Below are 23302 nucleotides of genomic sequence, written 5' to 3' on the forward strand. Positions count from 1 at the left end.
TATATTAATCTATGGCTTATGAGGGTAGTCAATACTATTATTAAAAAAACTAAGAATCTTAAACTGTTTTAAATTGGTGTATATGGGTAAGAGACATATATGCATCAACTAAACCATGACCTAAGAGCCCAATATATTCTTGATTGTATTTATCAATAGATTTACAATTATTTTCAAGTAAAGCTCTAACTTCAATATTAGAGAGACAGGTATTCTTTGACCATATTAGAGCAGAAACACCTGACACATAAGCCGCTGCCATAGAGGTGCCATCATTAAATTTATATCCATTATTAATATGTGTGGAAAAAATATGAACACCAGGAGCTACAACATCAACAGTTTTTCCATAGTTTGAAAACTGTCCTTTTTTACCATTTTGATCAATTGCCGCAACGCTAATAACTTCTGGGTAAGCAGCAGGATAAAATAGACTCTCATCAATATTGCTATTCTCATTTCCAGCTCCACTTATAACTAATAAGTTTTTATCTATTGCATTACAAATAGCATCATGAACATGCTTACAATGCGCGCTCATTTTCCAACTGCAATTAATAATATAATTCCTTTCTGGGTCATTAATAGCGCAATGGGTAATATAGTTTATAGCCTCGGCTCTGAGTAATGAATCTTCTTTCCACAAATCTACTCTAACAGGAAGTAAAAGTATTTGTGGTGCAACACCTATCATTCCTTTTTTGTTTCCTGCTGCTGCAATAATTCCAGCTATATGAGTTCCATGTGCTCCCCGATCTTCAGATATAGAATCTTCTCCTAAAAAATCTCGAGCCTTATCTTTAGAAACCATGATATTAGAAATCAAATCTGGATGGTTATAATCCACACCACTATCAATAATAGCAACAACTACATTCTTATTCCCTCGAGTTATTTCCCAGGCTGGTAAGATATTTATATCAATACCATTAGTACCAACACTACCAGCTACAGATTGCCCTGTGTTAGATAAACCCCACATTTTATTGAAATCAGGATTTTTTTGCATTAGGTAATCATTGCATCTTTAAGCCATTGATTTAAATGCCAACCGCTTGGTATCCCAACATCATCTTGAAATATTTTTATAATATCACTAAACGGAGGTTTATGAGACTGACCAGCTGCTCCTCGACCAGGAATTCTACCTGAAAAAATGATACCATAATGTTGGTTATTTCTTTTGGCAAATTCATAGGTGTCTTTTGCCTGAGCAAACATGTGTTTATAAGGGAAACTGTTTCTTAACCAAGCCAAACGTGAAGCATCTGACCATTCATGAAAATTTCTAGGAATATTTCCAAAAGAATAGTGTTTTGCTTCTACCAACCTCTCAACAAGCTGAGGGCCTGAAGGTGTATTAGCGAGGTCTTTAATAACAAGGTCAGGTATTCGACGTCGATGTTTTCCTACTCGTATAGCCCTTTCAAATTGCACGACTGTTGCTGGAGCGATTATTGAAGAAGCAAATTCTAGCTGAGCACGACTACCTCTTAGTTTGCGATAACCAGATCCTAAATCAACAATAGCCTGATCCATGCCTTTACCAGTTCCTGCTAAATGAGGGAAACGCTCATAAACTCTATTAAATGTGGCCAAAGTATCATTTAAAAAAGTAGTTGAATTAATAGGACCTTGAAAATATTGAGGATAACGTCTACTATAAGCACTTAAAGATTCCGCAGAATGTATAATACGCTGTAATCTATGTAATGAATCCCCTTTTCCTCTAACTTCATCTAATACTTTATGCATTCTTAGTAATGCTTTGGCTGAGTCATCAGGTATAGTTTTATTAAGTTTCCCTAGCATACCAAATACGTCATTTATTGATTTTTCTGGGAAAGACGTTAATAAACCACGAACTGCATTTATATTACCTCCAGACCTTTTAACCACTTGAGCAACACCAATAATGGCTTCATCGGTAAATTTTACTGTACTAATATAGCCAACCATTTTGATAATTTTATCACCAACGATTGGATCAATTTTGTGTAATCTATTTGTTGTACTAGCTAGGTCCTCAATAATCTTTACATAATCCGATATGGCAATTACCTGTCCTAAAGTGTTTCCATAACCGTTAGGTTGTCTGTTCATTACAAAACGGATATAATCCATTAAATCATCCGAATTTTTCAATAACCATCGCGGAAGTACCGGATCAATAATATGAAGCACTTTACATACTCCTTTAACAATTGCAACACCTACATTTCCAAGTATACCTAACGGACCTCCAAATTGAGCAAGGTCGGCGGCAAGACCAAGCGTAGAAAGAATTATCATCCATGACTCTGGTTCTTCATCATGAACAAAAAGATTCCACCCGGCTACAATTAGATCTTTGGCATCCCAACCCGGAATAAATATAGAAGCTGCTATATCAGCAACAATTTTAGCAACGTTTGTTGGGTCAATTCCAAACGAGTTCGCAGGCATAGGTACGCCGTTCTGATCATAACGTGTTCCTTGCCTTAACAGATCATTAAAACTCGGAATATCTATTGGAGGCGCCACTTCATAACCAGGAATATCCATACCTCCTGCTCTTCGCGTAAAGAAATTTTGCATTGCTAGTTCTTTTCGAGCATCAAGAACTAGTAATTTAAACTTTAAGGGTTTGGATGCATATGGATTATGAGCGGAAAGGTTCTGTCTACGGTTAGTAAAGAACATTCTATTTCCGTCGAAAGAGTGCGAACGCGTTTCTAAAGTACTTAGTTGCGGAATAAATGCTGCAGGGAGATCTCCAGAGTCAAGCGCTTCTGCCATTGGGCCATAAAATACATTTACTTCGAGAAGTTGATCGGCATTAATAGATGAATTTTGCCGCACAAAAACAAATCCACTCACTTGACCGTTAGTGTCTGTTGTTCCAAAAGCTGGATTAAACACTAATTCGTTATTTTCTGATACGCAATGAATTTTCTGTCCAGAAATAGGATTTCCCTGACCATCTTCTAAAGTTACTTTAAATTCTGGCAAACCACTTAAATGAGGTCCGCTTGCAGTACCCCAAGTTGGCACCCTATCTATTTCAAAATCTAAATAATACTCACTAGGAGTTACCAATACTGAATCTGCATGTATAATCGATTCTACAAAATTAGCATCAACAGCATGTATGCGAACAGTATGAGGCTGATTATTTTGCAAGCCACCAATCTCATATAAATTACCACTTACAGGACTAATATTAGAACGTCGATAAGACGGACTCGTTGATCGGTAAAAAATATGATATCCCGATTGAGTTAAAGGGCCTGGATGTGATTCCCAATAGGCTAACGCACTTTTATTCCCAGGGAAAACCAAAAGTTTTTTGTTAATACTTATTGCAAAAGGAACCCCAAAAGAAAACGCATTAGTACTTTGCCCTTTTACTCTTACAATAACTGGCCCACTAGTTGCTCCTTCTGGTACATGCGTAATTATAGTAGAAGCATCAGCTGAAATAACAATAGCAGGAACACCATTAAATGTAACCAAAATATCCGACAGAATATTTGTAAACCCAGCACCCACAATAGTTACCTCTGCTCCTTTAATTGCTTGCGGAGGGTTTATACTATCAATTTTTGGAGGGGAATCTACAAATACTCGAGCTCTATCGGCAAGTCCACCTGACACACAAATAATTGTTGTATTACCCGAACCTCTTGATGCTACCTGACCGGAAGTATTAACTATAGCCACATTAGGGTTTGTTGTTTCCCATAAGTCGGCCGTATCTGAAACATCAATCACTCTACCATCCCGAAAGGTTCCATAAGCATTAAACTTTTTCACACCACCACTACCCAAAGATGCATGTTCTAAGGAATGACCCTGCGGTTGTATTTCTAAGCGAGCTGGGTCGTTTCTAGCAAGATTCAAAATCTCCTGAAATACATCATTAAGTCCAGTTGGGTCAATAACATTTTGATATCTACTATTGGTTTGAGATGCTAAAGTTTGTAAATGATTTCCTATACCCTGAGGTCCGATAAACACAAAATAAACACGGATATTTGGAAAATGATGAAGAATGATATTTCGAGTATTATCCAGTTTTTGAGATAACGTTTGCCCAGTATTATCGTCTTGACCATCAGCAAGAACAAGAACAGCTCCAGTAGATCCTGGATTACTTTGAAGTTCAGTGTCAGTTAGGCTTATCCCACCTAATATGCCGTCGAACAATTGCGTGCCTCCTCCTGTTGTTAAATTTCGAACATGATCAATAATAGTACTTTTGTCTTGATTAAAAGCATGTGCAACAACAGTGTTACTAAATTCGACCATAGCAACTCGATCTTCAGGAAACAACGATGACGACGACAATAATGCTTCAGCGGCCTCCTTAGCATGTTGTAGTGCAGTCTTACCACTATATACTGTATCCATGCTACCGCTTTTATCTATAACTAATGCTATAGATACCTTAGGTATTCTAACTCTTACATGAGCCGTATCCTGCTGGTTCTGAGGGTGTATATAACCAATATTTGTTAGCCCTTCACCTCTTGCAAAAATAATTCCACCTCCTGCAATGGGTTGAAATAGTGTAGCCACAGACGAATTACTAGTAGTCCAAGTTCCTAAATGCGATTCATCTCTTGTCTCATTATTACTATAGGTTCCTATTACTGTTAATTTAGTAGTGCCTTGAATTGTGCGTAACTCAGATTGATTTGGCCAAATCCTAACATAGTTCAGTGTTGCAATATTAAGATAAAGTGAGTTACTAGTGTTTCCTCCTACAGTTACAGTAACCGAACCTGTAGTTGCTTGATCTGGTACAATTACTGTTATTAACCTTCTATCTGGATTAACGCTAAGGGCAATTGTTGACACTCCGTTAAATGTAATTCGATTATCTATATTATTTCTAGAAAACCCTGTACCAGTTAATGTAACAATAGCTCCTGGAATAACATTGTCTGGACCAATGGCATTTATATGTAGCTGCTCAGGATCATAAATAGCGGTAAATGTTGCATCTCCTTTATTTCCAAGTCTATCTACTGTTTCAATTACAAACTGATTTTCGCCCAAAGCTAAAGGATTTCCAAACGCTAATACAGTTCCATTTGTATTTTGAACAGGTTTACCATTAATAAAAACATCTGCATCTGGTTTTGTGATTTGTGCACCAATATCTAGTAAAGGTCCATTCGATACAAAACGGCCTGCCATTAAGGGAGGGAAAAGAACCGAGACAAGTGCAGGCATTATATCTTTGGTAATTATCACACTATAATCGCTACTATTCTGAACCGTATCATAAGCTTCAGCTTTTATGGTATTTTGGCCTTGTGAAATTCTAACACCTTTCGCTCTAAAATAACCCCGTTCTACAATTACATCTATATTGTTAACTTTTACTGTTTTTTTAGAAACATCGTAAAGTTCGGCAACATTTCCATTCACAATAATACGCTGAATATTTTCTGATTCCCAAGTACCATAAACCGTAATTTGATCAACGCTTGTTGCTATATTATTATAAGGTTTTGTAATTTGTATTCTTGGAGGTGTAGTATCTATAGTTATTTGAACAGGTCTGGAACTTGCAGACATAAGTCCTGTAGTCCCTATTACTTCGGCAACTATAATATGAGGACCATCGGTAAGTTGGATTTGTTCGAAAAAATTTCCAAAATTATCTGCTAAACTTCGACCTACAATATTGTGTCCATCACGAATTACAATTGTACTATTTGGTGTACCTTGTCCGATAATAGGAACTGTTGCATTACTAGACCTATGATCTGTTCCCATAGGTACCAAAATTTGTGGTGCATCGGGAATATTTTGATTTAAAACTACAGAAATTTTTTCGCTACCTGTTAATCTTCCATCGTTGGAATGACTCAATACATCAATTGTATTAATTCCAGCTTTTAATGAAATGGGAATGGTATTAGATGTTGAAAATGTATATTCTGTTTCATTTGAAGTATTCCTATTTACAATTAAATGTGTTCTATTTAGTTCTGCTCCATTAAATACATCGATAGTAACATTAACTTGAACACCTGAAACCGATACAGAAACATCAGAATTGAGATTAAAACGTTCTCCATCTACTGGAGACGTAATTTTTACTCCAGGTTGAGTTTCGGGTCTGTCATCTGTTCGTATTTCAAAAGCCCCTGAAGACTCTCCTTTAGGAGTTTCAGCAATATAAGTCCAATCGTTAAAAGCTGGCGGTGGTTTTTCATCAAAAAATAGCCTGAAATCACCATTAATATCTGCCGTTGTTTTTGCATAACCAAGACCATTAATATTGGCAAAAATATTATGCCCTGGTAATGCCCTACCAGTCACAACACGTGCTCCTGGGTAAAAATTGGTCACCGATGGTGGTTGTTTAACATGTGAGAATTTTGGAGCCATTCTGAACGGCTGTATTACAGCATTCCCTAAAACTATCTGACCTGTTCCACTGGGATGAGCAGTATTTTTTGGTCCACTTTGATCTCCCCACCAATTACTTGCAAGATTTAATTGAGATATATTAGCACCAATATTTATGGCTCCATCTTCATTGCTATCGAAGTCAGAATCTTCAACTTGAGTAAATTTAGAGGTAGTAGTTATTCCCATTCCTCGGTTTGTTCTAAATAAAGTTCCCTCGATAGAGCATTTAACATCCTTTATTGTAATACCATCTGCATCGTTGTTAACAATAATAGAATTGCTTATGTTAATTTGCCCTTGTGGTCCTCCTTCTCCTCGTAAACCAACATCATTACAGCTTTCAATAACACATTTATCAAGGCTTATAGTTTTCGGAGCGTTTAGTAAAATATCAATTCCAGCTCCAGCACTTTCTGTAAATCGACATTGCAGGAATTTAACTGAAGCATCAGAAATCATAATGGCGCCATTTTGTTCTTTAGTTTCATCATAGCTTCCTGCAAAACGAATTACAGAGTGTCTTAATTCTGAGTTCGCTCCTGTTTCGGGCGAAAAATAGATACCAGGCCATTCTCCTTTGGTAACTGTTAATCTATTGCCGCTAATATCTTGTGGAGGAGGAATACTGTAAGGAGTGTCAGTAGTAAGTGAATCATCGGCAGCACCAGTAAGAAAAACAGGTCTGGCTCGAGTTCCTAAAATTTGTATATTTCCTTTCTTCCCTTCTAGCTCATTACCAACTATTATTCCAGATCTTTCTACAAAACGAACAACTGTATTTGGTTCAATAGTAAGCTTTGCAGGTGTTGAAATTGATCCTTCTATCCTGATTGGGTTCATGACAAAATACGGACTGTATTTAGTTTGCCATTTTTGATCGTTAATAATTTTTCCTCCTGCTGGTGATGGAACCGTTAAAAATGCTGAATCACTGCTTGCCGATTTTTCAATATTAATTGATCTAACAATATATTGATAGTAACCACCTGGTTCGACAGTTTGATCTAAAAATGAGTTCCAATTTTTATCAACATCTGCAATTTTCCTGAATACACTTGCTCCTTTTCGCCTTCTTAAAACCTCATAAGAGATTATATGAGGATTAGTTATTGTATTACCAAAGAAAATATGTAATCGACCAGGTTGAGCTATTGCAGATAAATAGCTTATCGGATCTGGTGGTCGTATATTATTATTTAAAAGTCCTTCTAAAGAAATACTATGAAGAACAACATTATTATTTGGGGTTTGCAAAAATCGAACTTTAAATTTTATGCTTTGACTTTGGATACTTCCTAACAGTCTGATTTGGTTTGCAGTGAGCCACTGACCATTAAACGTTGTCATTCCATCTACTTGATATTGATAACGTATAGCACCCTGACCCGAAGTGTCTGGTTGAAAAGAATTCATGTACCATTTTGTCGATGGATCGTTAGTACTATAAGCTTTAAAATCAACTTCAGAATCTCCCACAGCAGCTTGAGTTGGAATAATCCGAAATTCTGAGAAATCTATACTACTATAACCTGAAGTTGTTCCTCCAGAATACCCTGTAAGTCCTACTTCTTTTGCCGTTAACCCAAAAGACGGAGATGCTAAGCGTTTAAAATTGACTCCATCTACGCTGTAAAAACAGCGATAGCGATTACCATCAAAATCTATTTTTAAACTTATCGTTTCTGAAAAAACATCAGCTTCATTAATAGTCCTTTCACGGTTCGCTTCGAGAATACGAGTTATAACCTTAGAAGGTGCGTCAAAATTACGACGAATAAGGAACTCATGAACTAAATACTGACCCTGCCCAAAATTAATTACTAATGCTCCGGTACGTCTATCATCTGGAATTGGCAGCATCGCCATGACTCCAGTGCCAACCAGGATACCTTCGTATCCCTTCTTAATATTAACTTGAACAGAAAAATTAGAGGAAGGCGCAGCTTGATGAATATAAACAGCATCTCTTTGATTATTATTAAATTGCTTGTGATCATCAAGTCCAAGAGAGAGATAGCCATACCATTTATCCCCAATATTTCTGGTGCCTGTAATGAGCCCTGAAGACGGAGCGTTTTCAATAGACCATCTTTGTGAATTTAGTGAACTGTCTGCAAAATCATCATCTAATGCTCCTTTAATACTCCAACCATTAGTACGAAACACATTTGATGATAATTGAACATCATCAGTGGTTTTCCATGATATTTTAAACTTTGGCATATTATCGCTTTTATGGTTTTCAACTATAACGACTTATATAAAGCAGGCTAATAACTTTTTGAAGCTTAATACAAAAACAAGGGGAGAATGATCAGTTATATTTCTTTAAATAGAAATATTACCCCTAAGATAGAGAAAATTTATGAACTATTTCCGAATACAGAAATTGATTTACTAGTATTCTCAACCCCTCTTTTATATGAAATACAAATTTGAGACAAAAAATATATTTATAATAAAAGTAACTATTTCTTGTAGGTCATATTCTTTTTACCCCTTACCATAAATTAACAAGGACACCTACTAAGACAATACAAATTAGGGCAAAGACTCAATTAATAACCACTACCATTGACCAATCGTAAACTAGCGTTGCTCATATATAAATCATTATAAGCACATTTTTGATTTCTTATTGTAAATTACCGTAACTCTTAAAGAAGAAACATGATAATTGCCAGGTAAGAAAATGATTTATAGAAAATAACATCATGTCTTTTTCTCCTATTCATAAGTAAATAATCTACTCATCATACCAACTTCCTGGTATGAAATTTTCTATCCTAATTTTTAATTGACTTATCAGTTTATCACCACTGTCTATTTCTGAATCTTTTGGAACATATTTATCTTTCTCGTTCTTATAATTAGCAATGATTTTAACTCCATCAAGCAAAATTTGAAGTAGTATCTTTGAATCTGATCCATTCTTCGATATAATTATTGTATCAGGTACACTTGTTGAATCAAAAGCGATACCAGAATCAATGCCGCCTAAAGACAACCCTTCCGCAGCAATAGATTTATACTGACTCATTTCATCAATTTGAAACCCGAGCTTGCCCCAGGTAATAGGGCACATAGAATCAGTAACATCTAGTTCGGGTAGTTCACCAACTTGCCCACTAGCTTTGGTTCGACATCCAGCTCCTCCCATGTCTGTTAAAGAAGCTTCAGACATCGCTGGATCTAAGAAATACAATCTTTCAATACCTGTATGTAATCGATTCAAATATTGATCAGCAATATAACTTTCGGCTCTGGGATCTATAGATCCGTTAGTAATAAAAAATGGCATCCCATCTTTACTGCTAAGACCACCCTCTCCATTTAAGAAATTCATCTTTGGTAGAGTTCTAGTTGGCGGAAATGCACCAGCAACCCTGACAACTTCAAGTCCTGCGCGTCGTAAATCTTCATAACTCCTGTTTTCATATTGTGCAAATTTTCTTGCTCTCTCTTCCAAGTCAAGAAGCTCTTCGTTTAACTCTAATCCCATCTCTTTCCAAACTACCATAGCTTCTCCATTAGTTTCACTAGGTTTTCGGTTTTGATAATCTTCAATCAACCAAGCTTTCTGTAGGTTAAATGCCATTAGGGCGTCATTTAGAATTACCTGACCTTGACGCATTAAAACCATAGACATGTCTAGATGAAACTCTCCAGGCTGCTCTATAAAATGTATATTTCTTGGGTTGTGAACTCCATAGTCTCTTGCAATTACTTCCCTCACTTGTTCCTGGGAAATTTTATCTGGACTTACACCTTCTTTGTGAGCTAGTAATTGCTGTGTTAAAGCGACTCCATCACGACCCACTAAAGCATAAGGCTGGCCATCTTCTGTAGTACCGTGAAGAATATTTCCGCCCTCAATATGGCTTATATTTTTAAAACTATCTCTTTTTTCAGAAAACGCTATTGCATACTTATCTTGCTGTGCACGCTTATCCGTTACTACTTTACCTGGCAAACTTATTTCCCCGTCTGATTTGTCTCTAGGGTCAAAATAAAAATCACGTTGATCCCTAGCATCTTTAATGGCTGGTCCTGGATCTATAACTTCATTAGGGAAAGGCATATGAATGTTGCCTTGAACATCAAAATCACCTGAGTCCTCTGCCCATTCATCTTGAACAGACTCAGAAGGGATTAATTTAATATTTGTCAGTGCCTCTTTAGATACATAATGGCGAAACTCATCCATGTCACTTCCTCTCAAAAGAACTGTAACACTAAATCCTTCTTCTATACCTACTAATGCCATTTGCTCAATATAAGTAGATGTAACTTGAGCCCTTTCCCCTCCTTTAAATGTCATGTGCATTGTTTCAGGAACTACTGTAAGGTCTTTAGGAACTGTACGTGCTTCTCCCCTAGAATCAGTAGCTCTGGAAGGTCCTGAAATGTTTTTTGGAGCACGCCTAGATATACTGCTTTTATCTTCTGTTATAGATGTTACTGGCTGTTGAAAGTCGCGTGTTTCAGCAGGAAAAGCTAAGTCTCGATTGCCTCCTGCAAATATTGACAATAAGCCATACAACTGTTGTCTCTGAACTGAACTGGGATTTTTCTCTAGAAGAGATTTCGCTAAAGCATAATTTTTTGCATTTTCTTCCTGATTTTCATTTAAAAGTCTAACCAATAATGCCTTATCGCCATCTCGAAGTACTCGTTGTATCACTTCAGGTTTCTCAAGCCTAGTATTATAAATTAAATTTTGCCCATTTGGTATTGGCCTATTATCAACCAACTGAAATGTATTGCCAGTATTACTTTTCGCTAAGCTATTTGCAACTGCAGTAGTATTTGCTTCTTTATATTTGTATAAGCTTTTATTTAGCATTTTTAAACATATCGGTTGTTATTCTTCTGGTGGTAAATCAATAACATTTCGTTCATCTTCTGGAGGACGAGCTGATGATGATAAAGGATTAGAAAGTACATTATCATCATTATAATTCTGCGATGGCCAGATTGTAGGTCTATGAAGTACATGTGAATAATTCTTATAACGTGCTTGGAATTCTACCAGTAATTTAGTTGCATTGTCTCTAACTACTGGTCTTTCGCTTCCTGCCTTTTGAATGATGCTTGATAAAATCTGTTGAAAAAGAACGAAATAATCATTTCTCACTTCTATCATTTCATCTGCTTCTAATCTCTCTTTTACAGTTTTATCATAAAGTCTAGGAGTTTTTCCTAGAAGGAATTGTCGCCATTCTAGTGCAAGTTGCGGTTTTAATCCAGAGATAGGCTGACCTTTATGCTCAACTTCATCAGGTCTATCTTTTTTCATAACATCTGGTCCAGCTAATCTACGTAATGTGTTTCTTGATGTATTTATGTTTCGAAAACCTCCAAATAAAATGGCCGCGGTCTCTTGTAAACGACGAGCATGAGACTGCTGTTCTGGGGTTCCAATAAAAATACAGGCATCGATTAATGTTTTATGGATTTTGTCTGGACGTTTTAAACGTGCTCGCAAAGCATATTTTGTAAGTAGCCAATGACTATCATCGCGAATGATACGAATATTTCCTAGATCTCCAGACACGGTCTCTTCATTAAAGTTGAGACGACGTTCGTTTTCCTCTCCCTCATCGACAAAGTGAAATGAATATTCCAAATCGCCAGCATTAAACATAATTGTATTACGACCTGAAATACGCATATCTTCAGTTTTTAATAAGCCGCGTAATGCTCCGCCTGGTAATGTATCCAATGCTGTGTCCATTTGATTCATTATTAACTCCATCATACCCTTCTTAGTTGTTACCTCATCCCTGTCTAAAATAGCTTTAACAATAGGTGCCCGACCTACTTTAAATTGAAAATCCATATCAATATCACGCATGTTTTCAGAAGCTCTTCCTAACCTACCTCCTCTTGGCCGTTTGAGTGACATTGCGGAACCTCCTCCTAGAATATACTCGAACTCTTGCAATAATTCATTTGCATTAAAACAACGTTGTATTAAACCAATTAATGTAGGTATCTGTATTATCCTACTTTGTAATCTTGGGCTTGGCGGTGGTTGCAATAATTCAGCTCTTTCTTCTTCATCTTTTAAGGCTTCTGTTTCACCTAGCATTCCAATAGCTTCTTCCGGTGGACGAATATTTAAAGCTCCAACTTCACGCATTGCTCCTCTGAAATTACCTTCATCGACTCCAGCTTCTTTTACAATTACCAACATTCTTTCCAGCAAATCTCCAGGTTCTACCACAGTTTTGAGCCAGGCATCAAAACCTCCTTTGTCATTTTTATCGAAAAGCATATTGTAAAATGTCCCCTCATGTTCTTTAAGGTTACTTCCTTCTATGCTCAAAAGTTCATTGAAAACTTTTATTAACTCGAGATGCGCAATTGGATTATATCCTTTGACAAAATACCCTTGTAGAACTGGTCTAGCATGAGTATCTTTACTATTAAAAAGCTCTAATAAAGTATTTTGTTGTGCATTTTTGTTACTTAAATTATTAGCAATTTCTCCCATCTTATCTGCCTCTTGCTCTAAACCAGTATCATCATTAATATTAGCTTTACCTTTCATCTGAAGAGTAGGTTTTACACGACCTTGCTTTTGCTGTACTACATGCCAAGCTTCATGTGGTAAATGTTTTTCTTGCCCAGATGCTAAATGAATATCTGTACCTTGGGCATAAGCATGGGCATTGAGCTGAGCTGGTTTATTAGAATTGTAATGCACTTTTGTGTCGCTCATATCAATACCTGATAAATTCTCAATACCAGATTTTAAGTTATCTGGCAAACCTGTTTTATTTTCTTTTTTTTGAATGGTCTGCGATTTTGAAGTATTTTGAATCGCATCTATTTGCTTTTGTTGTACAATAGCTTCAGGTCGATTGTCTACAAATTGAAATGTAGACACACCACTGTTCTTATTTTGAGAAATAATATTAGCGCCCTTACGGCTTTTATTCTCATTTTTTTTGTCAGTGTATGTGTTCATATTTTCACTTTTTTGGCATTGGTCAATTGCCTATAACAATTAGGCTAAAAAACCTTTTAATGGCTTTTAGGTTTTGATATGGATTGTCTCAAATTGATAGGGATAAAATCAACTTATCGATCAAAATAAGACACTCATTAACTGTCAAATATTTTCAAGAATTACTTTTATTTAATAATTATACTCGTCCATATCTTCACCTGAAGAACTGTTATCTTTATATTTTTTATTCTTTTTTTCTTTGTCAAATTCAAGAATCAATCTCTTTATAGGATCACTTTCCTCCTCTTCCTCTTCAGCCTCACCTTTAATCATAGCTATTAGACCACTTCTAGATATACCTACAACCTCAAAGCCATTTTCTCGATACCAATTTCTTAGTTCAATTTCAGAAACTGGTCCATCCTGGTCACATTCTAGAATTAGTGGCTCTTCTTCCGACTGTATAAAGTGATCTAACAATCTTTGGCCTAGTTTGTGTCTTCGGTGCTCTTCAGGAACACTGACCATATCCAACTCAGTTCCATAGATAGTTTTATTCGAACTAAGTGTAATTGAGCCATTCACAGTATAGGTTAAACAGGCCTCAGCACCATTTGGAAGATTTATATAATAAGCTCCTTGCCGTTGATTAATTTGCAGATTATCATAATTCACCTGTTGTTGAGGCATTACATCTTGCATCTGAGGACCAGCATTGATAGGAGCCACGGGAAGCCCTTGAGCGATAGGTAAAGCATTGACGATGGCATTTTCTGGTGCTTGTCCACCTTCAGGTACAAATACACCCGTAACCGTTCCGTTGAGGATGTAGACATAAAAAATACTACCGTTCTCACTTACATAATGTGCACCATCTGGGAGGGGAATGGCGTCACCAATACTAACCCTTTGAATAACGTGAGCATGTGATGTCTGGTTAACTTGCATATGCCGTAGATCAGGACTCCTACTCGAGCCTAAACCTTTAGAGTCCCTCACATAAAAATTACCCTGTATTGGTACATCAGATTGTAATCCGGTCATTTTCAAGATTGATCTTTTAGGTTGATTCACTTCAGCTTCCATTAATTTTTCACCCATTACATCAGCCTCTTTTTCTAAGCTTTCGTCATCATTAATATTTACTTTTTCTTTTAGTTGGTTGGTTGGTTTTACCCTTCCCTGTTTTTGTTGCACTACGTGCCAAGCTTCATGTGGTAAATGTTTTTCTTGCCCAGATGCTAGATGAATATCTGTACCTTGTGCATAAGCATGTGCATTAAGTTGAGCTGGTTTATTAGAATTGTAATGTACTTTGGTATCACTCATATCAATACCTGATAAGTTTTCAATACCAGATTTTAAATTGTCTGGTAAGTTAGTGTCATTCTTTTTACGCTGAAATATCGCTTTATTATTAGGACGATTGTCTTCTAGAATAATAGAACGATTCTTCGTTCTCCCTTTAAATGAAACTGCTTCACTATTATTTAGTTCTTTATTTTTTGGTACATATTGCATGTCAATCTTTCAAATTACTATATTTCAAATGACTATAGTCATAAATATTAGTGTTCCTCAAAGAAACTTTTAGACAATAATAATGTTACTGTAGTATAGCATAATTGCGCTTCTTCAAAATCTCCTTTCTTAATATCATCCACACATTTTTTGATAATTGTATATAATGATTTTAAGATTTTATCCTTAAAGGGATGCTTATTCATACCATCCACAATAACTGGTGCTACTTTATAATACGTAGATACCAGCTCTTTTCCATCAGCTTTCTTTAACAAATAGTTATCTCTAAACCATCTTAAAGTAGTTAGTTCTTCGCAGTCATCAGCTAGTCCCATATACTCGCAACATGCTGTAGTAAGAAAACAGCATCTATTATTATTTCCACCTCCTCCAGCAGGTGCTCCACCGCCACCACCAGGAGGAGGCCCGCCAGGTGGTGGTCCCCCAGCAGCAACTCCTCCACCAACGGGAGCAACTGGTGGTGCGTTAATCGCTCTAACAAGATCAAAAACCGCAAGAGCAAATGGACCTAATTGAGCTGGAGTAACATCATTTCCAAGTTTTCTTAATTCTAGAATTGCTCCATTTCTTGCTGGCTCACCAGCCGCAGGACCTATATCGTTTGGTCCGGCCATGCCTACAACATTACCTTGTGCATAACTTTGAGGAGCCCAATTTACTATATGCTGAATATCTTGACCTCCTGCAAAGGCATTTAAAAGATCATCTATAGTAGGATTGTTTCCAAACATCATCATCTCTGCATCATCTGGTATAATCATAGTTCCTCTTACAGCTGCAGGAATATTTGCTAAAGCAAGAATATCTGCAGGTTGCAGATTATTGTACATTTGTAATAAACCTAGTCTAGGCATAAAAGGCATAAAGTATTTCATAAAACCAGCATCAGCAGGGTGGTTACCTGAATTTGTATAATCTGCCAAACCATACAACATCGCAGCAAAGCCTATTGCCTCATCAGAAGCTCCAGCCAAATTATTCCTTGCATCTGCTAATCCCTGTGTATAAGAAGCTTGGAAAGGAATTTGGTCAGCCTGTCCACTCCATCCTATTTGCTGAGCAAATCCAGCTTTAGCATCTGCTGGAGCTCCCAAAGCTGGAGCTCCTGGTAAAACCGCTCCTCCTGTTAAATTGGGAGCAGCAGTTAAATAATCTATTAACTCTCCTATCTTCTCAAATTTGACACCAACCGTAGCTTGCGGATGAAAGTGAACCGCACCTGGTACGTGAAAATGAAACCCAGCTATTCTTGGTAACCAAGCGACACCTCCAGCTGCTACTCCATTAACAACTACTCCATTAGCAATAGCACCAGCTAAAGCAGTTATGTCTGCCATCACTCCTATTAATGCTAATCTTCCAGCTGGAGTTTCTGGTACTGGGTCAGTTACAATTTCTACTTCATTATTTGTAGCTCCTGAGTCTTCTTCAACTGTAAAACCTGCACCATTACCAACATCATGACCTGCTCCAAGAGGAATAGGTGTAATTGCTGGAGCATTTCTATAGGTAACACTATTATAAGCTTGAAATTCAAAACCAATTGCTCGCTGTACTGGTAAACTCGTTTGGCTACTACTAATTGTATTATATTTTAAATCGGTATTACTACTATCGGAACTCATTTGCAATGATTTAGCACCCATTACATCAGCTTCTCTTTCTAAACCTGCATCGTCATTAATATAAGCTTTACCCTTCATCTGAAGAGTTGGTTTTACCCGACCTTGCTTTTGCTGTACTACATGCCAAGCTTCATGTGGTAAATGCTTTTCTTGTCCGGATGCTAAATGAATATTTGTCCCTTGTGCATAGGCATGCGCATTAAGTTGCGCTGGTTTATTAGAATTATAATGCACTTTTGTGTCACTCATATCTAAGCCTGACAAATTCTCAATACCGGATTTTAGGTTATCTGGTAAGCCTGTATTATTAGGCTTTTTTTGAACGGTAAACTCAGTAGTATGGTCAGCCATAGCTTCGACTTGTTTTCTCTGGACGGAAGCTTCAGGACGATTGTCTACTAACTGAAAAGTGGGATAATTAGTGCTGCCTTCTTTAGGTATAGCATTTGCAGTTGACCGACTAGAATTACTCTCCCTTCTATCTATATATGTTAGCATGATCCTCTTTTTTTTAGTTATAGCTACGCACAACATTAAATTAGTAATACTCTAAAATATTGTACACTAAATCTATACTCTCTTCCAAGGCGAGTTACTATCTGGTTTCATATTATCCAATTGAGATTTAAGCAACACTTTTTGTTCTTCCAAAAGGCGAATTTCCTCTGTTGCAGCTTCTTGGCTTCCAGATACTTTTTCTTCTTCTTTTTTAGATAATAATTTAGTCTCAATCTCTTCTAATTGCTTTGTGATTTGTAACCTTTGATGCGCAGGGGATAATTCTTCATTCTTTGGATCATCTTTAAAATTGCTAATATTAAAAGAATCTTCAAAATTAGTGCCTAGCCTTTGAACAGATCTTGTGTACTTTTTAATTTTTTTATCGTATTTATCTGATTTTGCCAGTTTCCCCTCATATTTTTTTATTTTGTTTTTGTACTTATCTGAATCAGTATTTTTATCCAATCTTTCTTTATACTTGAGCTTTTTCCTCTCATTTTCAGGCATCTTGTCTTTCTTTTTTTGATATTTTTTTAGCTTTTCTTTATTCTCTTCTAACATCTCATACTCATCAATCTTTTTTTGCGCTTCAGGTCTGTAGGCTGTCTGAGCTCCATCTTTGGCTGCATTTGTACCACTTGTAATTGGTGCATCTATTCCGCCGGTTATTTTCACTCTTTTTAGTATGAGGCTATCTTTTAATTTTTGACTAAAACCCTTACCTGTTTCACAGCCTCTCAACTCAATAAACTTTACCTCTTTCAGCCCCTTTGCAACGAGTTTACTTGCCAATTTTTCTGGACTATAATAACGGAAAGAACTTTCATCACCATGTGCCCCATCTAGTATTAAATCATCTTCTGGTCCAATTTTTGACAATTCATCATCTGGTAGATTTTTAAGACGCTCATAAGACAATCCCAATAAACTAGAATCCTTTTTTATAGCTCCTTTAAAATGACCACTTAAAGTAACATACTTACTAACAAGCTGTGTTGTTGAATTACTTATATTCGATTTAGTTTTATTTACTTCAAAGTATTTGTTTTTTGGTTTCATTGCTCTCTTACCCATGATATCCGCTTCTTTTTCCAAAGTTTTGTCATCATTGATTTTAATATTGCCCTTAAACTGGGTCATGACATTAATCTGTTTTCTTTGTATAAGTGCCTCTGGACGATTATCTAAAAAAGCTGAACTCGATTTTTTATTACGCGTATTATTATCTCCTTTATTAGAGGCTTTAGGATTTTTTCTATAATCTTTAGAATATTTAGTTCCCATAAAATTCCTTTTTTAGTTAAAATGGCATAATAGTTATTATTGCATGGTCGCCTTCATTAAACTGTATTTTTGGTGCTTGTAGAAAGATATCGTCATACGGAAATGTATAACTTAGACCACAAAACGAATTATCATGTAGTACCTTTGCATAATAATTATACTGATTACAGTTACTTAGATTGTTTTGATAATAGTCTTTAGGAAGACCTTGGTTAGAGCCACCACTTTGCCCCCATAGTTCTGGATTGTATAATACACCTCTCTCAACAGCAGCAGCAATTAGTACCGCAGCTGTTTTTCCTGCAGAATCATCTGGGCTAGAAATAATAATGTTACCTGCTACACCAATCGTATTAATGTTACTTAGCGTATAAGTTGCCTCTACATTTGTCGATTTTGTTTTTATATCTACAATAATGTCATTCTCAGCAGTAATTCTAAAATTGCTCAAGGTGTAATCACCATAAGTAAAATTGCCATCATAATTAGCTAACAAAGGCATTCCAGTAGTAATTGCTTCTTGAAAGCAACTGTTTAATTCATCACTAAAAGGAGCATTGATATAAAGTGAGGGGCTTAAATAACGAAGAATGATAGCTAATTCTTCATCATCTAACATTTCAATTACAAATAGGTTCCTAAAAGGCTCTGGCATTTGAGCCAAATCATTAAAAATATCTGCTCTTGTAAGCTTATCTTTATATCCTACTTTTTCGTTATTTCCCTCTAATTGCATAGGAAAACAGAAAAAATCGACATTAGTAATATTCCAGGTAGTATTCCATCCCATTTCAACTATATCATAAAGAAAAGTAGTAGCCATTGGGTCAAATGACTCTCCTGTTAATGGCATATTTGCAACATACATACGAACTTTTTCTTCTTGTTGATTGCAGTATTGAATTAAATTCCAATCGAATGTAGTTGGAGTATCGAAAGTGCCTTTATCAATTTTTTTAACACAAGTATCTTTATTAAAAGGCTGCCAAGCTAATGCATTAATATCTGCTATGGACAACCAAAGGTCTTTGTCTCCATACTGTACCGCTAGATACATTGTTAATCCTGATTGATTTTTAACAGTAACTGAAATACAATTCTCCATAACGATTTATTTACTTACTTTTTATCCTTTTTATCTTCATGGTTTTTATCATGATGATGCTTATCATGATGGTGATGATCATGATGGTGATGATCGTGATGGTGGTTGTGCTTGTGCTTATGTTTGTGATGTTTCTTCCAATAAGATTTTGGTTTTACTTTTACATCTACTGGACTTATGCCGCCATCATAATTTATAGCTGAACAAAAATTATAGTCATGAATCAAGTCTTTTAACCTCTTTAAATGCGAACTGTAATAAGGTAGTTTAGCTTTTCTTCCTGTAATTAGCTTTATTAAATTTTGATTATATAGTGTACAACACTTAAATAAATCTCCGAGTATAAACCGTTGCCCTTTATGCTTTCTATGAGTTTCATGATGTATATATCCATGTCTATTAAGATAGTGCTTCACCTCTTTTTCTACATATTTATCAAATGATTTAAGTCCTTTCTTAAGCTTAGTTTTCTTTTTATCTAATATTAGACAAACCCTTCTCTCTGTAATTAGGTATCCTACTATTTTAAATCTTTTCCTACAAACACACTTGTTAAGAGCTTGAGCAATGATAATTTTACGCCTCTCGTCTGGAATTAATTTTCTCCATTTACCTATATGAAATAATAGATTATACGTTGGCGAATAATGTCCATGTGTCACTTTATGATGCTTATATTTTTCTTTATGGTCTGCCATTTTAAAGTATTTAAATATTTACACTAAGTGTCTTATTTTCTTTTTTAAATTCCCTTCTAAGGCCTGTTAAAAGTTCTTGCTTAGTTACAATAGTATCATCTCTTTTTATTGCGGCTAAAGCGCAAAACCTAAGAACATTAATTATTGCACCACCAGCCAATTCATAATCTTCAGCAATTTTCCACAGATCAATATCTGGATGTAATTTGCACTTACCTGAAAACGCGTTTTTCCAAATTTGATAGCGCTCTTCTGGACTAGGCATTGTAAAATGTATCATCGATTGAAATCTTCTTGTGAAGGCATCATCCATATTTGCCTTAAGGTTTGATGCCAGAATTACTGTACCAGGAAAATCCTCTATGCGCTGCAATAAATAAGCTGTTTGCTGATTAGCATGTCTATCATTTGAGGAGTTGGCAATAGTACGTTTTCCAAATAAAGCATCGGCTTCATCAAAGAATAATATCCAATCCTTATGCTGAGCTATATCAAATATTTTTGCGAGGTTTTTTTCAGTCTCACCTATATATTTAGATACAATCATAGATAGGTCTACCTTATAAACATCTTTTCCAGAAGCTTTCCCTAATAAGGTAGCTGTAAGTGTTTTACCTGTACCCGGTGGACCGTAAAATAATGTTCTATAGCCCGGTTTAATCATCTTCTCTAGATTCCAATCTTTCATTAATGTTTTTCTATGATTTAACCATGTATTTATTTCCATTACTTGCTCCAAGATTAAATCATCTAAAACTGCATCCTCCCATTCCATATTTGTAGTAATCTTTCTTGCAGGAAACTCAGCACTTTGTTCAATTTTTAGCTTCTTACCTGTTAAGAAAAAATGAAGCCATTGATTACTTAAACTTAGAACACCATTAAAGTTTGGAATATATTCGTCAGTTTGCCCTAGATTTATTACTTGTTCCTTAATGAGTATATCATTCTTATCTAAAATATCGTGAACAACTCCCTTAAGCTCAATTTCAGTAGCACTTATTAAAAAACATAACGTCTGGCCTGTTGGTAAAAACCCACTATGACTTTTATCTATTACACCTCCAAACTCTGTAAAACCTCTGTCGTAAATTTGATTTCTTCCAAAAAACACATCTAACACTTCTGGTCTTAAACTTGGAGCAATAGCTAAGATAATAGCCAATCTATGATAGATATCTAGCTCCCATAAATCTACAATGCTAGCATATGGACTGTCTGAATTTGATAAATCTGGAACAGGTATATCTTGCCAACGCTTCTCATGACCTTCTTGCAATAAATAACTACATATTACCTGATTAATAACTTTTTGAAGCCAATCTATTTCATCATATAAGGTTTTTATGGCTGATTTAACTTCCATAGGAAAGGAAAAGTTTTTCTACATCATCTAAATTGGTATCCTCCCATCTAAAGTAAAGCAATGCTGTGTTTGGATTTAACTCATTGGCTTGTAACATATCTAATACGCCAACTTGTGCATTTCTGGACATACGAGGTGCGAAACTATAAGGTTCGTTATCAAAATCACATTGAAAGAAATCATTAGCCCATTCACTTTGACATAGCCTTTCGTTGATTAGCTCGCTTATAAAAACATCCAATTTTTCATTCTGAACCGCTAGCTTTTTTGCCTTAAAAAATGTTGGCTTTCTGGTACTTTGTCTATGATAGTATTCTATATCTTTTGATTGTACTGTTCTTGCTGACGCATGCCCAAATATATCTACTAGTCCAAAGTTCTCAGAATCGGTTGCAATTTCTAGCTCTGCTTTTTTAGAACTAGAAATCGCTAATGTCCAGCTATCCATAGTTGCACATTCTGTTACAACATATATATCTCGAAACGAATAAAAAGTTTGTGTAAGCTTAATAATAAGCTGTTGCCAAATGTCTGTCCAATTTAAAATTTTAACGGCTCTTGGTTCAGTTCCTTTAAAGAAGTAGCTTCCTTGCTTTTTAAATGCCAATATTTGTTTGCTAAACTCAAAATCTCCTTCTATTGGATTATTTCCAGTACCTCTACCAGAATAGGGTTTTGTAACGCCTTCACCAAAACGCCAATTAGCTGGGTTTAGTTTTACATCATATTCTATTTCTACAGCTTCTGGATCTACTATACACTTCCTAAAAATATTGCCAAGTACAATTATTTCTCCATTCTTAATTTGAAAAAAATCACCTGGGTAAATACTCTGATTAATTGGCTTAGAGGGTATAAAGCCTCCTGTATTTAAATACATGCCTCTATAAAATTTTCTATAAACTGTATCCATAAGCATTCTACTTACGTATTACCCATTGCTATTTGTTTATAGTAATGGTAAATACCAATTAATATCAAGACGCTAATGCTGCTGCCTTAGCTGCAGCTAAACCAGCTTCTAAAGATGCTAGTTTTATCTGACCTCTTTCTAATTTAGCCGTCGTCTCATTTAGTTGAAGTGTGGTGTCAACACTAGCAGTTAAAGCTTGTTCATAATCATCTTTAGCATCTTCATATGCTTGATAAATTAAATCTTTAAGACAAGTATCTACTGTATCGTCCGCTTTAGAACCATCAAGTTTTTTTCCGATAATGGTATAGTATAACCTCTGTGATTGAATGAACTCTGTTGCAGAAACAGACTCACATTCAAAACTGGTTGCTTGAGATGCAAATGCTGATTTTAGGGCTATTAAAGTTAAAGCAACAGCATTATTAGCATCTTCGCCAGCTGTTGTAATCATAGTAATCAACTCATCCGAAATTAAAGGGTTTAAGGCTTTTTGACGAACTACTAAATTTGATAATTTATTTACTACTTCTGCCGAGTAAATCAATTTTTCAATTACAGTTTTTATCTCGCAAGCTACTGTCTTTAATTTAGCATCTGCATCTACAATCTCTTCAAAAGCTATTTCTGAATTATCCATAAGATCAAATGCTTTTTGAATGATGTCATCTAGTGCTTCTTTATTTTTGAGTGCCTTAGTTCTATCATTTTCTGCCGTAGATAAAAAAGCTTGAAACTTAGTTAATTTAGTATTTAAAGAAGTTGTAATTGCTTTTAGTTGTTCTACGTAATCTTTTTGATTTGTAACTGCTATTTTCAAAGCATCTAATTCTGCTTTCTTTTCTTCAGTTACACCGTATTTATCATATATTCTTATTGTAGTTCCCATAATATTA

The 23302-nt window shown here is 35.7% G+C and carries 12 protein-coding genes; all 12 read right to left on the reverse strand.

Features of this window, described 5'->3' with window-relative positions; genetic code table 11:
• Positions 1-58: 58 nt before the first annotated feature.
• The 12 genes from Q0912_RS08345 to Q0912_RS08400 all read right to left on the reverse strand — a co-directional run bounded on the left by Q0912_RS08345 (position 59) and on the right by Q0912_RS08400 (position 23295).
• Positions 59-1009: a S8 family serine peptidase gene (locus tag Q0912_RS08345; RefSeq protein ID WP_299113972.1), complete on the reverse strand. Its 951-nt coding sequence runs from the start codon at positions 1007-1009 to the stop codon at positions 59-61.
• Entirely contained in the window at positions 1009-8634 is a 7626-nt protein-coding gene (locus Q0912_RS08350) for a VWA domain-containing protein (RefSeq protein WP_299113974.1), read from the reverse strand. Before Q0912_RS08350 ends, Q0912_RS08345 begins: the two co-directional genes overlap by 1 nt.
• A gap of 523 nt (positions 8635-9157) precedes the next feature.
• Positions 9158-11257 (reverse strand): hypothetical protein, encoded by a 2100-nt coding sequence (locus Q0912_RS08355; RefSeq protein ID WP_299113976.1) that lies wholly within the window; start codon positions 11255-11257, stop codon positions 9158-9160.
• Positions 11258-11275: 18 nt separating this feature from the next.
• On the reverse strand, positions 11276-13387 hold the full coding sequence (locus Q0912_RS08360; protein ID WP_299113979.1) for a DUF4157 domain-containing protein: 2112 nt from the start codon (positions 13385-13387) through the stop codon (positions 11276-11278).
• Between the two features lie 171 nt (positions 13388-13558).
• A complete protein-coding gene (locus Q0912_RS08365; protein ID WP_299113981.1) occupies positions 13559-14890 on the reverse strand; it encodes a DUF4157 domain-containing protein in 1332 nt (443 codons plus the stop codon).
• Positions 14891-14937: 47 nt separating this feature from the next.
• Positions 14938-17037, reverse strand: coding sequence for a DUF4157 domain-containing protein (locus tag Q0912_RS08370; protein WP_299113983.1), 2100 nt, complete (start codon positions 17035-17037; stop codon positions 14938-14940).
• A gap of 72 nt (positions 17038-17109) precedes the next feature.
• A complete protein-coding gene (locus Q0912_RS08375) occupies positions 17110-18324 on the reverse strand; it encodes a hypothetical protein (RefSeq protein WP_299113985.1) in 1215 nt (404 codons plus the stop codon).
• Between the two features lie 16 nt (positions 18325-18340).
• Positions 18341-19429 carry a beta-1,3-glucanase family protein gene (locus tag Q0912_RS08380; protein WP_299113987.1) on the reverse strand — a complete coding sequence of 363 codons (1089 nt, stop codon included), beginning with the start codon at positions 19427-19429 and terminating at the stop codon, positions 18341-18343.
• 14 nt (positions 19430-19443) lie between these two features.
• Complete coding sequence (locus Q0912_RS08385) at positions 19444-20127, reverse strand: hypothetical protein (protein WP_299113989.1); 684 nt, start codon at positions 20125-20127, stop codon at positions 19444-19446.
• Between the two features lie 10 nt (positions 20128-20137).
• Positions 20138-21493: an ATP-binding protein gene (locus tag Q0912_RS08390; RefSeq protein ID WP_299113991.1), complete on the reverse strand. Its 1356-nt coding sequence runs from the start codon at positions 21491-21493 to the stop codon at positions 20138-20140.
• Positions 21483-22406 carry a hypothetical protein gene (locus Q0912_RS08395; protein WP_299113993.1) on the reverse strand — a complete coding sequence of 308 codons (924 nt, stop codon included), beginning with the start codon at positions 22404-22406 and terminating at the stop codon, positions 21483-21485. The genes Q0912_RS08390 and Q0912_RS08395 overlap by 11 nt, the downstream gene beginning before the upstream one ends.
• Before the next feature lie 64 nt (positions 22407-22470).
• The gene (locus Q0912_RS08400; RefSeq protein ID WP_299113995.1) at positions 22471-23295 is read right to left on the reverse strand and encodes a hypothetical protein; all 825 of its coding nucleotides are present in this window, start codon (positions 23293-23295) and stop codon (positions 22471-22473) included.
• Positions 23296-23302 lie beyond the last annotated feature (7 nt).

The sequence above is a fragment of the uncultured Winogradskyella sp. genome, from assembly GCF_947498345.1.
In the GTDB taxonomy this organism is placed as follows: domain Bacteria; phylum Bacteroidota; class Bacteroidia; order Flavobacteriales; family Flavobacteriaceae; genus Winogradskyella.

Bases quoted from the DNA above. Each gene is read 5' to 3' on its own strand.
- Q0912_RS08385 (WP_299113989.1), bottom strand. From the start codon at position 20,127: ATGGCAGACCATAAAGAAAAATATAAGCATCATAAAGTGACACATGGA.
- Q0912_RS08345 (WP_299113972.1), bottom strand. From the start codon at position 1,009: ATGCAAAAAAATCCTGATTTCAATAAAATGTGGGGTTTATCTAACACA.
- Q0912_RS08365 (WP_299113981.1), bottom strand. From the start codon at position 14,890: ATGCAATATGTACCAAAAAATAAAGAACTAAATAATAGTGAAGCAGTT.
- Q0912_RS08380 (WP_299113987.1), bottom strand. From the start codon at position 19,429: ATGGAGAATTGTATTTCAGTTACTGTTAAAAATCAATCAGGATTAACA.
- Q0912_RS08375 (WP_299113985.1), bottom strand. From the start codon at position 18,324: ATGGGAACTAAATATTCTAAAGATTATAGAAAAAATCCTAAAGCCTCT.
- Q0912_RS08370 (WP_299113983.1), bottom strand. From the start codon at position 17,037: ATGCTAACATATATAGATAGAAGGGAGAGTAATTCTAGTCGGTCAACT.
- Q0912_RS08350 (WP_299113974.1), bottom strand. From the start codon at position 8,634: ATGCCAAAGTTTAAAATATCATGGAAAACCACTGATGATGTTCAATTA.
- Q0912_RS08355 (WP_299113976.1), bottom strand. From the start codon at position 11,257: ATGCTAAATAAAAGCTTATACAAATATAAAGAAGCAAATACTACTGCA.
- Q0912_RS08395 (WP_299113993.1), bottom strand. From the start codon at position 22,406: ATGGATACAGTTTATAGAAAATTTTATAGAGGCATGTATTTAAATACA.
- Q0912_RS08390 (WP_299113991.1), bottom strand. From the start codon at position 21,493: ATGGAAGTTAAATCAGCCATAAAAACCTTATATGATGAAATAGATTGG.
- Q0912_RS08400 (WP_299113995.1), bottom strand. From the start codon at position 23,295: ATGGGAACTACAATAAGAATATATGATAAATACGGTGTAACTGAAGAA.
- Q0912_RS08360 (WP_299113979.1), bottom strand. From the start codon at position 13,387: ATGAACACATACACTGACAAAAAAAATGAGAATAAAAGCCGTAAGGGC.